We start from the raw sequence: 12,657 nt of genomic DNA on the forward strand, positions 1-12,657 counted from the left end.
CCGTCGTCGCATCGGAGGTGGCGATGCGACCGAAGAAGCACAGGACGACGGGATCGGGCGATCTGTTCCGGGCCAGGCTGGACCAAATCATCAACATGAAGCACGAGCTGGTTCAGCTCGCCGGCAAGGTCGATTGGGACTGGATCGACGGCGAGATCGCGCCGCTCTACAGCGAGAACGGCCGGCCCGGAATCGCGACCCGCTTCATGATCGGGCTGTTGCTGCTCAAGCACATTTACGGGCTGTCCGACGAGGGGGTGTGCGAGCGCTGGGTCCACGACCCCTATTTCCAGTACTTCACCGGCGAAGAGTTCTTCCAGCACGCATTCCCGCACGAGCGCTCGGACCTGAGCCATTGGCGCAAGCGGCTCGGCGACAACCTGGAGCTGTTGCTGGCCGAGAGCTTGCGGGTGGCACACGAGGCCGGCGCGTTACGCAGCCAGGACCTCAGCGGGTCACAGTCGATACCACCGTGCAGCCGAAGGCGATCACCTTCCCGACCGATGCCAAGCTCTTCGCAGCGATCAAGGGGCTCAACCGTCTGGCGCGGAAGCACCGGATCAAGCTGCGGCAGTCCTATCTTCGCATTGCCAAGATCGCGGCGGATGATGGCGGGACGCTACGCCCATGCCAAGCAATTCAAGCGGCATCGGTGGCAGTTGCGCATCCTGCGCAGCCGACTGGGCCGGATCATCCGCACTATCCGCCGCAAGATCGAAGGACAGGCTGTGCTTGAGAACACGTTCGCCCTCCCGCTCAGCCGGGCCTCGCAGATCCGCTCGCAGCAGCAGCGCCGGCGCGGCTTCAAGCTTTATTCCTTCCACGCCCCGGAGGCGGAGTGCATCGGCAAGGGCAAAGCAGCCGCGCCTTGCGAGTTAATGGCATGGACCACGCCCGCCGCTCTCAACGGCAACATAGAACCCCGACAAGAGAAGGAGCGCGTACCATGTCCCATACGAACATTGTCACGATCCGCATCGATCCAGGCAAGAACACATTCCATGTGGTGGGGTTCGATGCCACGGTGTGCAATCATCCTACGCAAGAAGCGATCGAGAAATCAGCTTGAGCAGTCGCTGGCCAATGTTCCGCCCTGCCTGATCGGAATGGAGGCCTGTGCAGGAGCACACCACCTCGCTCGCAAGCTGGAGAAATTAGGCCATCAAGTACGGCTCTTGGCGGCAGAGTATGTGAAGCCATTGCCTCAAGCCACAAAAATGACGTCCGTGATGCCGAAGCCATCGCAGAGGCGGCGCAGCGCCCGACCATGCGTTTCGTCCCGTTGAAATCGGCCGAGCAACTTGACTTGCAGGCGCTACACAGAGTTCGCAGTCGATTGGTGACACACAGAGAACCGCGGTCATCAATCAAATCCGAGGTTTTTTGCTTGAGCGAGGGCTGCCAGTTCGGCAGGGAGCGGCAGCACTCCGATTGGCACTTCCACAGATTCTCTTGATGCTCTCGATAACCTTTCGCCTCGAGTGGTTCGGCTCATTCAGGACTTGGCCGAGGACTAGCGCTTTCTCGAGCGGCGGGTCGCATCGATCACAAAGGAAATTGACGAACTCGCTGATCAAGACGCACACTGTTCGCCACCTGATGAATGCGCCGGGTGTCGGACCAATCATCTCAAGTGCGATGATCGCCGCGATCGGAACTGGTGATGCCTTCCATACGGGTCGTGACTTTGCGGTATGGCTCGTACCGAAAAAAATCTCGACTGGCGATCGAACCATTCTCGGCCGCATATCGAGGCGTGGCAACCGGTACCTGCGAACGCTGTTCATTCAAGGGGCCAGAGCCGTACTTCTAAGGCGTCAGAGTTGGTCCAGGCATGGCTTCGGAGCCTGGTTGGAAGCAGCATCCAAGCGGGCTCCACTCGAATGTACTGGTTGTCGCCCCGGCCGCAAAACTCGCGCCTAGCCTGGAGCATGGCTCGCAAAGGGCCGTGATTACGACGCCAACTTCACGGGCCAAGCCGCGTAAGACAGGGCCGGGAAGCAAGAAGATCCACGATCCACCCGGAAAGGCACAATATCCCGCCGAGGTTTGCGAGACGGAAAGGACGAATGGAGCAACGGTTGCACCGACACTTCTGAAGCCTGATTCGACGCCATGGCCCTTCTTGAGACCGGCGAGTTATCGAGCACAGAAGTGGGCGGATATCCATACTGGCTCGAGGCGAGAGCCTCAAATCGAAGCCGGATAGATTGGCGCAGACCGCTACATCCCTTTGTCGATCCTCTTGCAACGCGGCCGTGGTCCATAGATCGGCGTCAAAGCCTCCATCATCACCAACAACCGCCGCGCTCCCGGCGGCCTGTTCGTGCTGCATGCCAGTGCGCTCCCCGATAACCCGTACGACGGTCACACCTCACGGGACGTCATCGACCGCAGCGAGACACTCACCGGCTGTGCGATCGAGCGGGCCTATGTCGAAAAGGGGTACCGCGGCCATGACGCACAAAATCCCCGCCGGGTCTTCATCTCCGGCCAGAAGCGCAGCGTTTTCGGTGTCATCAAGCGCGAGCTGCGCCGCCGCCGCCATCGAACCCATCATCGGACACCTGAAGACCGATGGTCACCTGGGCCGCTGCTACTTCAAAGGCCGCGCCGGCGATGCGGCTAACGTCATCCTCTCAGCCGTCGGCCACAGCTTCCGCTGCATCCTCGCCCGGCTCAGAGAACTCTTGTGCCTCATCCTGCTCCAGCTATGGCGCACCTCGGCCGTCCCGCCACGCTCAATTCGCCTTCTTACGGACGACTCGATAGCGTTACCCGACGCGCGGTAGCGCGAGTGCGACATTATCAGGCCTGACGTGTGCCTCTAGCGGCGCAGGTTCATCCCTTACCCTTAGATTAATGTTCGCATGGAGCAACTCGCTCCTTTAGAGCGATGCCGAACATACCCTTTCCGTTGAATCGTCGGAAATCAGGACGGAGTGGTTCTGCCTCGCAGACCAACGAACAAAGGCCGGAATTGGATTGTGTAAAAGTATGGAAGCCGCGATTCACGTCGATGTCATCGACCACGATCACTCCGCCTGGCCGCAACGCAGCCCAAGCAAGATCTACTTCAAAGCGAACATTCCGTTCGCTGTGCAAACTGTCGTGTATGAACAGGTCAATCGGTCCAAGTTGCGCCAAGAGGCTGGGCAAGCGTCGCCTGCTTGAGCCACGGATGTACGACCACCGTTCCTGAAGTCTGCAGCCCACAGCGATTCCAATTTGCTGCTTCCATTCGGGCTCCATTGGAGGCCGATCAATGCTCCACAGATGGCCACTTCCATTTCTCTCTAACGCCTCAAGAACAAAGCGCGACGTGACGCCATGAGCAACGCCGGTCTCAATAACCGCTGTCGGCTTCAGATGGCGGACCAGACACCAGATGGCGCGCACGAAACCGGCATCACCGTCGTTCCAACCCTTGAAGCTCTCAGGGCCAGCCTGAATTCCCTTTGCCTTGAGTTCGTTCACGACGCTGGCCCACAAGTTCCAGAACTCCGACAGCAATTCACCGGATGAGGAGAGACCAATGAGTGAATATAGGCGCATCTCCCAATCCTCGTCGGGCTTATAGAGGTCCGGCGGCGTGTGGTCCTCACGATGCGCCGCGTATTGCTCACGAAACCGCGCCCACGATTCAATCGGATCAGCTGCGATCGCTACCAAGGTCGAAATGGGCCTTCGCAGATATGGTCGGAGATCAAGCATGGCATGCTCCGTACATTAACGCCGAGTATCAGAGGCTTATAGCACTTTCACGATACCGCGTCTCTTCCGAGCAAGGTACTTAAGGTGCTACAATGACGGCGAGGTTCTGGATCCGAAAACGCCCCCTCTTGCCCGATTCCGTTGAAAAAGCCGGCAGTAGTCCCGATGCATTGGCGCCAGCGACGACGGCCCCACCGGTCTTGCAGTTGCCTACGGCGCGTACTCATCTGTGGACGCCCCGCCAGCGTGACTGTTACACCTTAAGCGGCGAGTGCTAATCACAGGCTACGGCGGAAGGTGAGCAATCGCTTGAGGATCGGCCTTTCGCCTATCATAGATTATGGAATAATGAGCTGCTGCCGGTTTGATGGACACCGGGTTAAGCTAAAGCCACCTTGCGCTCGAACTCAACCGGGCTGAGATAGCCGATGGTCGAGTGCCTGCGGATCGTGTTGTAAAATCTTTCGATGTAGTCGAACACATCGGCTCGTGCCTCGTCTCTGGTTCGGTAGATCTTGTTGGCGGTCCGTTCGGTCTTGAGCGACGAGAAGAAGCTCTCCATCGCCGCGTTGTCCCAGACGTTGCCGGAGCGGCTCATGCTGCAGGCAATGCCGTGGTCGGCCATCAAACGCTGGAACTGCTCGCTGGTGTACTGACTGCCCTGGTCGGAGTGGTGCAACAGGGCGTCCGGCTTGCCGCGTCGCCAGACGGCCATCAACAATGCGTCCGTGACGAGCTGTGCTGTCATGGCGGCACTCATCGACCAGCCGACCACCCGACGTGAGAACAGGTCGATCACCGCTGCGACATAGAGCCAGCCTTCGGCCGTCCAGAAATAGGTGAAGTCGGCGATCCATTTCTGGTTGGGACGCTCGGCGGCGAACTGCCGGTCAAGGAGGTTCGCCGGTACGGCCTCAAGCTGTCGATCGCCGGCATCCTTCGGCAAGCGCCGACGTCGCGGCCGCGCCCGCAAACCTTGCAAGCGCATCAGCCGTTCGATTTGGTGCAGGCCGCAGTCCGCCCCATCGGCGAGCAGATCACGCCACACCCGGCGCGCACCATAGGTGCGGTCGCTCGCCATGAAGCTGGCCTTCACCTTGCCGCCGAGCTCTTCGTCGCTGCGGGATCTGGCGCTGGGCGAGCGATTCAGCCAGGCATGGAAGCCCGACCGCGACACCCCCAGCGCATCGCATAGCCATGCCACCGGCCAGACCGCCCGGTGCTTCGCGATGAAGACGAACTTCATGTCGCTTCCTTCGCGAAGAAGGCTGCGGCCTTTTTTAGGATATCCCGCTCGGCCTTCAACTTGGCGACCTCACGGCGCAACTGCTCGATCTCCTGCTGCTCCGGCTTCACCTGCCCGTGGCCAGGAAAGGCTTGCGCCGGGTCGCAGCCGAACTCCTTTACCCATTTGCGCAGAACGTTCTCATGAACATCCAGGTCGCGGCCGGCTTGCGCCACCGACACCCCACGCTCCCTGACCAGTTTTGACCGCCTCGATCTTGAACTCGCGACTGAACTTCCGTCTCTTCATCGCCCACCTCCGGCTCCATGAAACACCTAATCTCGGTGTCCATCAAACCGGCAGCAGCTCAAGCGATAATCACGTCGTTCTTTGTCGTTACATTCTTCGTGTAGGAATAAGCGTGGTCGAAAGACGCAAAACCATAATGTCCGCCCATGTTTGCATATAGGGCTGAGGCGAATTCGTATTCAGATACATCCTCAACGTAGGAGGTCCCTGCGTGGATGATAGTAGGCACATCTATCGGGGCCTTTTCGTCAGAAAGAGCAGCGCGTGGCCCGGTACCGGCAAACGGAGAGTACGTGGCTGGAATTGGGCTAGCTGGGTTATCCATGATTAGACCCTGACCCAGGAACACATTTGAAGGTGCATCCCCAGATATACCGACCCGATGTTCTCGCTTAGTGATGTTGTAGAGGTCATACGCGGACGTACTTTGAGCAAAGAGAGCCGAAACAATCTCCCAGAGCACGACAAATGCTACCAACCTCGCCATTGCTTCCTCCCAGGATGGAATCTATTTGTTTCCCAGAATGTATCCGTAGCAACAGTCAGTTTTAGCAAATCCGAATAGTCGCCAGCCCAACCTCAAGCTGGAATGCGGGAAGGTGATCTTGCGCGCGTGCACGTCCGGCGGTCAATCTGAAATTGCATGATCGTTCAGCATTGGGCTACTGCCGATCCCAAGTAATTGACTAACGGCGTCCCCAATCCTCCTCGGCCTCCCGCCCGACACCGACGCTCAACGGGTTCTTGCTCTTGCGCCAGTCGTCGCAGGGGCCCGAGCGATCTGGTCTTTGGTCGTCAAGTCCCAAGCGAATACTGAATCGCTCTGACAATCGGCGCATCAGCAGCTCAACCTCTGCTCCTCGCAACTCGGCCTCGTTCATTCCCGTGAGCCTGTAAATGTTTTCAGCGAGGGAGAGGATGTGCTTGGCGAGCGTGGCACGCGCGAAGGCAGGCATTGAGGCTGCGGATTCCGATGATCTCGCCCGGGTGTACCGATTTGATCTCGCCCAGGATTCCGAGATGATCTCGCCCACCATTCCGATTTGATGTCGCCCGGGGCGCGAGGCGTTCTGGCTGTCTGGTTTCTGGCATCGACGAAGCCGCGTGGTCAATCTTGAATCGCGGCTCGAAGGACTTGTTTTTTGCTGCTCCTGCTGTGGGCATGTGGGCAACGCCCTTCGCGTTGTCCAAGCGCAGCGGCATGTCCACAGCGCCACGGGCTCAGGTCTTTCGGCCGGGCTTACGGGTTCGCCGCAGGCTCTCGCCGTTGAGATCGATCCGGTGAGCATTGTGGACCAGGCGGTCGAGGACGGCGTCGGCGTAGGTGGGATCGCCGATCAGCGCGTGCCATTGGTCGACCGGGAGCTGACTGGTGACGATGGTGGAGCGGTGGCCGTAGCGGTCCTCGAGGATCTCCAGCAGGTCGTGGCGGGCTGCGGCGTCGAGTGGCTCGAGGCCCCAGTCGTCGAGGATGAGGAGATCGACACGGCCGAGCGCGCGCAGCAAACGGGGATGGCGGCCGTCGCCGCGCGCCAAAGCGAGATCGCTAAACAGCCGCGGGACGCGCTGATAAAGCACGGAGCGATTGTCGCGGCAGGCCTTGTTGCCGAGCGCTGAGGCGAGCCAGCTCTTGCCAACGCCGGAGGGTCCGCAGATCAAAAGGTTGGCGTGGTCGTCGATCCATTGCCCTTCAACCAGCATCGTCAGCAGGCTGCGGTCGAGGCCACGCGGGGTGCGATAGTCGATGTCCTCGACGCAGGCCTCCTGGCGCAGCTTGGCGTATTGCAGCCGCTTCGAGAGCCGCTTGTCGCGTCGCAGCGACGCTTCGCGTTCGAGCAGCAGCGCGAGCCATTCGGCGTGGCCGAGGCTTGCGGCATCGCCGCCGGCTTCGATGTCGGCAAAGGCCTTGGCCATGCCATGAAGGCCGAGCGCGTGGAGTTGATCGAGGGTCGGATGCGTGAGCAAGGCGTGATCTCCTAGTTGTAGTAGCGCGGCCCGCGGATGTTGGGATGAAGGATTGGCGCATCGTCCGCGGAGCGCTTGGGGGAAGGACGCCGATCGAGATTGTTGGCGAGGATCGATTTGACCGAGCCGTAGGTGCGGGTGCCGATGTCGATCGCCCGCAGGGCGGCGGCATCGAGCCGCTCTTGCCCGTAGGATCTGGCGAGCCGGATGATGCCGAGGCAGGCGCGGAAGCCCTGCTCGGGGTGCGTGCGTTCATCGAGGATCAGGTTGCACAGCGCCGCGGTGGCCGATCCGATCGAGGCGGCATCCTTGCGGATGCGCTCGATGGTCCAGCCGGCGTAGCGCCGATGACTGGACGCCATGTGTTCCGGCAGGGTGGTGTGCTTGTGGTTGCCGCTCATGCGCTGATGCGCGGCGATCCGCTCACCCTTGTGGAATATCTCGACGGTGCGGGCGGTGAAGCGCACCTCGACCTCGGCGCGGACGAAGCGATGCGGGACGCTGTAGTAATGCGCCTCGACCTCGACGTGGTAGTCGATGCTGACTCGGCAGATCCGCCACTCGGCGAACACGTAAGGGCTCTCCGGCAAGACAGGCCATTCCGCACCCGGCCTCCTCCTCAACTCAAGCCAGGAGCAAAATAAATGAGGCAACCGATCGCACCCGGGAGCATCAGTACATGAGGCAATACGCCATCCTTCTTTCGGAAGCTCTTGATCGAAGCCCAGGCTTCAATCAGCGTACCATCGACCGAGAAGTGATCGCTCGACAACAGCCGCTTCACCTTCGGCTGAGCCAGCACCGCCGAAAGGAACTTGACGGCGATCTCACCCTCTAACAGCCGGTCGCGATTCTTGGAGAAGGTCGAATGGTCCCAAACCGCATCGTCCACCCCAAGCCCAACGAACCAGCGGAACAGAAGATCGAACTCTATCCGTTCCATCAGATGCCGTTCCGAGCGAACGCCATAAAACGCCTGGAGGAGCATCGCCCGAAGCAACTTCTCCGGTGCGATCGAGGAGCGACCGAGGTGCGTATAGAGCTTGCCGAACTCCCCAGAAAGCTCGCCCAGCGCCGCATTCGCCAAGTCTCGGATCACCCGTAGCGGATGGTCGACGCGAACTCGAGCCTCCAGGTCCACATAACTGAAAAACGAGCCGGGCCGTTCGTCACTCCCCCGCATCGCGCGCTCCCCCAGTTAAATCCTGGTCCTAGGGAATCACGATACGAAGCGCTTCGCTACCGACTTCTTCAACAGCCTGCTAGATGCTCACTGCACGGTCTTAAAAAGCAGTCATGGTTGCGCCTTGCGTACCGCGGTTGGAAGGGTTGTTCAGATGGAGGGGGGCGCACCCCCCAAGGATCAGCACTCACCGAATGGGATAGCGTAGATGACGCGGTTGCAGTCTACAATCGAAAGCGTGGGCGGACCTTGCTCCCCAGCGTGACAAGGCAGCTAAGGTCGTGCGCAGGTATGCCGTCGAAATCGAGAAATAACCCCCAGACCGCGTGCCGCAATAACTGTCCAAGAGGCCGCCCGCCTTGGCGGTCTTCCTTCCAACGTCGACAGCGCGGCTTGCTCGGAACGGGTCTTACATACGGCCGCTTCACTCAACGTCGCCCCTAGCACAGTGAATGTCGCCTTTTGGCCGATACTGTCGAAAAACGCCGTGGCATAGTTGGTTTTGCTCTCGGGGGCGCTTTCGGCGTGTTCCTGGCTGGACGTCAGAGCCGGATCGGCAGGCCCCGCGACCAGCTGGCGAGCCTCTTAGGTGATCGCCGCACAGGCTCCCTTTGTTGGCGGGCCGACCAGACACATCGCCATTGTCTTGAGGTTCTGCACAATGGCAGCGAGATGAAACTCGTCACGGGCGCCGGTGAGACCGCGAAGGCGCATACGCTCAAAGCCATGCTGGACCTTCAGGTGTGCAAAACGCATCTCCACCTTTTTGCGCGCGTTGCTCGATCGTTCGAACTCCGGCGTGCCCTTCAGTGACCGGGCATGGTTGCGCGCATCCTCATTAATGTCGCGAGCGATCTTCTTGAACGGTGCGCGCGTGCATCGTTGCTTGAGCGTGCAAGCACGGCACTCTTGAGGTTGTGACAGGTAGTTCCTGGCGCGGCCATCATGGACCGTTCCCGAGGTTCGCAAGAGCTTGCCATTACAGACATAGACGTCTCGCTCAGCGTCGTAGGTGAATTCGCCACGGGAGAACATGCCGTCAGACGACGGATATCTTTCCCACACGGGAATATGCGGCGTGATGCTTTTGCCCAGTAACCATGCAAGCAGTTTGCCGGTGCCGTAGGCGGTACCGGCCGTGAGCCAATCAGGCTTTAGATCAAGCCGTTGTTCGGTGCGATCGATCATCGTCCTGGTAGACGCGACTTCATCATAGGTGCGTGCCGGCGTCGCCTCGACATCGACAATGATCGCGTGCTCAACATCGATCAGATAGTTGAGCCCGTATCCGAACTGCACCCGCTTGTTGGCTTTCGCCGTCCATGCCGACGACGGATCAGAAGGCGAGATCACCTTCGGTGGCTTGCGATCGGACGATGCGGTCGGCGTCCCATCAGAACCGCCAGCGCCCCTATCCCCGCCTTCCTGGACCTGCGCTTCGGCCTCAAGTCCGGCAAGATATTCGGCCACGGCACGCTTCTGACGTTGCGCATCGGTCCAGTCCAGCTCGCCCGGCGCTTTACCGTGATAGCGGCTGGCATTGGCCTCCATCACGCTCGCATCCACCGCGAACCCTTCGCCCTTGACAAGGCCCGCGGCCATGCATGCCACAACCACGCGCTCGAAAATGTGGCGCAGGATCTCGCTCTCCGGAAGCGGCCCAGCCTGTTTACCGAGAACGTCGAATGGTGCGGAACCCTGTCGTCGAGATCGAGCTTGCAGAACCAGCGATACGCAAGGTGCAGCGCCACTTCCTGACAGAGCCGGCGCTCATGACGAATGCCATAACAGTAACCGACCAGGAGCATCCGGATCATCAGCTCGGGATCAACCGAGGGCCGGCCGATGTCGCTGTAAAAGGGCTTTAGCTGGTGGTGCAAATCGGCCAGAACCGCCGTCGCAAACAGGTTCATCCGTCGCAACAGATGGTCAGTCGGGATCATCTCGTCGAGGCTAAACTCATAAAAGAGCTGCCCCTGATCTCGGTCCCGCCGCCCCATCATCGCCGACTCTCCTGCCGCCTCCTGAGCAGGAATCATTGTTCGCTCGGCTCCTCAAGTCCTTTTTCGACAGTATCGACCCATCTGCGCAGTTGCGCAGGCCCGGGCGAGGTCCGCTCACCGCGCCAGAGCAGCCCAGATTTGCGCAGCTTGAGTTCTTCGCAGTTTGACCCTGAGCCGACTGTTCGGGGAGCGCGCCGCGCAACGCGCGCCGAACGAGCCGGACTCCACGTGACCATTCGCGTTGATCTACGCGGCGCGCTCCTTGTCTGACTGTTCCTCTACCGCGGTCGCGGTTTCTTCCAACCTCGTTTTGTAATTGCCCGCGAACCTTTCAATACTATCGGCCCACATCCTCAGCATTGAGACCTGAAACTGCATAATTGGGCTCAAGGCATTCATGCCGATTGCTGTCGCTGCGGCGATGCGTCTTTGTGGTTCGCGCGCGAAACGGTTTGAGTTAGCGGATTTGTCTGCCATACTGGCCGCTCCTTCCTTTAGTGTTATTGCCTGAAGCTAAGTGTCGGGTTGTGCACTGCGGGATTCTAAACGTTCGGCCAAAATCTGATCTACCGCGAGTCTCGCAGATCGGTCGTCATGCAATTCGTCTAGTTTTTTCAAGTAAGCGACCGCCGCTATTTGCAAGAGATCGAAATCATCTTGGCCGGTATCACCAAGATTGACGACGTAGCGGTAGAGGGCAGAACGCCGAGTATCGTTCTCGCTGATGTCGTTGTGAAGCAGCAAGTAGTTCCGCCAAGCGAACGCACAGGCGCCTTCTATGGTCTGAGAAGTCATGTGCACCTCCCAAAGGCCAGAGAAAGACTGACCACGCGTTTCGTTCCGCGAATCTCCCGGATGTAATGTTGTTCCGTAGCTGCGCTGCAGGATGTATTTGCAGCCAGGCGGCGTCGATGCTGCTAGTCGGCAACCTCGATAGCGCATTCGGTCAATGCGATTGGGTTCGAACCGCCTTCGAGCGCACGCATTTCGCGCCGCGGGTGTGCCCGAATGATCGTGCGTGTATTCCCCAGACAAACGGGGCTTACGTGCGAGACTTCTGGTTCTGACCCATCGCGACAAACTCGACCGGTGCATTGTTGTCGGCGATGAGGGGTAGACTGGACGCGGCCTTGACCAAACCGAACCGACGCGATTGACCAAACCCGAAGTGATAACCAGCATTGAGCGCGCAGTGGCCTATGTTCTTGCCTTCCAGTTCTTTGTAGCGTCGGATACTTCCAAGAATCCGACATGCCGGGCGACAGCCAGCCTCGATCAAAGGCGAGCGGCATTGTCGATAGCTGCCGCAATATTTGTCTGTAGGAAAGGCACAAGCGGCATAGCACTAGGCCGACCTTCTCGTAGACCAGAGGATAGCGTTAGTGAGGATTTTCTGGCAGCGCGGGTCCTGCCAGACCGACGCCTCGTGGCCAAGCGCCGAATAGAATACTCGCCCCTCGCCGTAAAATCGTTTCCAGGCGAGCGGCCAACCATAGAAGCGTTGATGCACACCGGCCTTACTGAGGTCCACCGAACTTTGGTCGAGGCGCAGGAGCACGCGTGATCCGCGATAGTCGAAGTCGCTGATCTGGTATATTTCATCGTTCAACTGCAACGAATTCCCCAGAAACGCCACCAGTGGATCTGCAACATCAGCCACCTCGATGGTCACACCCTGATGCCAGGGATGACCATTGAAGTAGCCGCCGATCAGATCGAGATAGTCTGGCCAAGTGTAGAATGTGTCGGTGGCCGAGTGAACGCCGAGAAAGCCACGGCCCGAGCGCACAAAGTTGAGAAGTGCTATCTTTTGGGCGGCGCTCATCGGAATTTCACCGCTTGTGTAGAACATCACAGCGGCGTACCGCTCGAGGTTTCCGGTCGAAAGTTCAGACAAGTCTTCCGTTCCGATGACTTCAAAGGCACCGGAATTCCTTCCAAGCTGCGTCAGGATTGCATGGGAAAGTGGTATGACGTCGTGCCGATAGCCGGCCGAGTATGTGAAATAGAGGACACGTTCTGGCGGGCGCTCTGCACGCGCACCGCGCGGTCGGATTGCCGCCGCGCTGCTGACGAGTGCGATGAACTCGCGTCGCGTCACAATCCTCTCCCGATGCATAACCGGCCAGAAAAGCTTAGCACATATCAGCGCGCCGCGCCCTACGGCGCCGCCCTACGCCCGCGGTTCAATCGATAGCCTCGACTTGGCAATGTCTCGCTTAATGTGCCCAGAGCCGTCTGTGAGGGCAGCGAAGAGC

General features: G+C 59.5%; 7 protein-coding genes and 7 pseudogenes. 3 read left to right on the forward strand and 11 right to left on the reverse strand.

The annotated features are described in order from the left end of the window. Nucleotides 1–23: 23 nt before the first annotated feature. The 3 pseudogenes from ACVWY3_RS20360 to ACVWY3_RS20370 form a co-directional block, all read left to right on the forward strand. Nucleotides 24–875, forward strand: a pseudogene (locus tag ACVWY3_RS20360) (IS5 family transposase); the annotation flags it as partial. A gap of 71 nt (nucleotides 876–946) precedes the next feature. Continuing rightward, nucleotides 947–1,952 (forward strand): annotated as a pseudogene (locus tag ACVWY3_RS20365) (IS110 family RNA-guided transposase). 320 nt (nucleotides 1,953–2,272) lie between these two features. Further along, a pseudogene (locus tag ACVWY3_RS20370) lies at nucleotides 2,273–2,755 on the forward strand (IS5/IS1182 family transposase); the annotation flags it as partial. Between the two features lie 104 nt (nucleotides 2,756–2,859). On the opposite strand, the gene ACVWY3_RS20375 reads toward ACVWY3_RS20370, so the two are convergent. The 11 genes and pseudogenes from ACVWY3_RS20375 to ACVWY3_RS20425 all read right to left on the reverse strand — a co-directional run bounded on the left by ACVWY3_RS20375 (nucleotide 2,860) and on the right by ACVWY3_RS20425 (nucleotide 12,500). Then, nucleotides 2,860–3,714 (reverse strand): class I SAM-dependent methyltransferase, encoded by an 855-nt coding sequence (locus tag ACVWY3_RS20375; protein ID WP_456840077.1) that lies wholly within the window; start codon nucleotides 3,712–3,714, stop codon nucleotides 2,860–2,862. Between the two features lie 379 nt (nucleotides 3,715–4,093). Next, a pseudogene (locus ACVWY3_RS20380) lies at nucleotides 4,094–5,248 on the reverse strand (IS3 family transposase). A gap of 58 nt (nucleotides 5,249–5,306) precedes the next feature. Continuing rightward, entirely contained in the window at nucleotides 5,307–5,735 is a 429-nt protein-coding gene (locus ACVWY3_RS20385) for a hypothetical protein (protein WP_456840078.1), read from the reverse strand. Between the two features lie 199 nt (nucleotides 5,736–5,934). Then, a complete protein-coding gene (locus ACVWY3_RS20390; protein ID WP_456840079.1) occupies nucleotides 5,935–6,204 on the reverse strand; it encodes a hypothetical protein in 270 nt (89 codons plus the stop codon). A 265-nt stretch (nucleotides 6,205–6,469) separates the two neighbouring features. After that, nucleotides 6,470–7,213, reverse strand: a complete 744-nt coding sequence (istB, locus tag ACVWY3_RS20395) for an IS21-like element helper ATPase IstB (RefSeq protein WP_456840080.1) — start codon at nucleotides 7,211–7,213, stop codon at nucleotides 6,470–6,472. A gap of 11 nt (nucleotides 7,214–7,224) precedes the next feature. Then, nucleotides 7,225–7,803: pseudogene (locus ACVWY3_RS20400) on the reverse strand (Mu transposase domain-containing protein); the annotation flags it as partial. Nucleotides 7,804–7,904: 101 nt separating this feature from the next. Further along, nucleotides 7,905–8,396 (reverse strand): annotated as a pseudogene (locus ACVWY3_RS20405) (transposase); the annotation flags it as partial. Nucleotides 8,397–8,981: 585 nt separating this feature from the next. Then, a pseudogene (locus ACVWY3_RS20410) lies at nucleotides 8,982–10,399 on the reverse strand (IS1182 family transposase). Between the two features lie 246 nt (nucleotides 10,400–10,645). Then, nucleotides 10,646–10,876, reverse strand: coding sequence for a hypothetical protein (locus ACVWY3_RS20415; protein ID WP_456840081.1), 231 nt, complete (start codon nucleotides 10,874–10,876; stop codon nucleotides 10,646–10,648). Nucleotides 10,877–10,912: 36 nt separating this feature from the next. Beyond that, entirely contained in the window at nucleotides 10,913–11,194 is a 282-nt protein-coding gene (locus ACVWY3_RS20420; RefSeq protein WP_456840082.1) for a hypothetical protein, read from the reverse strand. 550 nt (nucleotides 11,195–11,744) lie between these two features. Then, entirely contained in the window at nucleotides 11,745–12,500 is a 756-nt protein-coding gene (locus ACVWY3_RS20425; RefSeq protein WP_456840083.1) for a ThuA domain-containing protein, read from the reverse strand. Nucleotides 12,501–12,657 lie beyond the last annotated feature (157 nt).

It is taken from the genome of Bradyrhizobium sp. USDA 4486 (assembly GCF_054057995.1).

Bases quoted from the DNA above. Each gene is read 5' to 3' on its own strand.
- ACVWY3_RS20420 (WP_456840082.1), bottom strand. From the start codon at position 11,194: ATGACTTCTCAGACCATAGAAGGCGCCTGTGCGTTCGCTTGGCGGAAC.
- ACVWY3_RS20385 (WP_456840078.1), bottom strand. From the start codon at position 5,735: ATGGCGAGGTTGGTAGCATTTGTCGTGCTCTGGGAGATTGTTTCGGCT.
- ACVWY3_RS20415 (WP_456840081.1), bottom strand. From the start codon at position 10,876: ATGGCAGACAAATCCGCTAACTCAAACCGTTTCGCGCGCGAACCACAA.
- ACVWY3_RS20375 (WP_456840077.1), bottom strand. From the start codon at position 3,714: ATGCTTGATCTCCGACCATATCTGCGAAGGCCCATTTCGACCTTGGTA.
- ACVWY3_RS20390 (WP_456840079.1), bottom strand. From the start codon at position 6,204: ATGCCTGCCTTCGCGCGTGCCACGCTCGCCAAGCACATCCTCTCCCTC.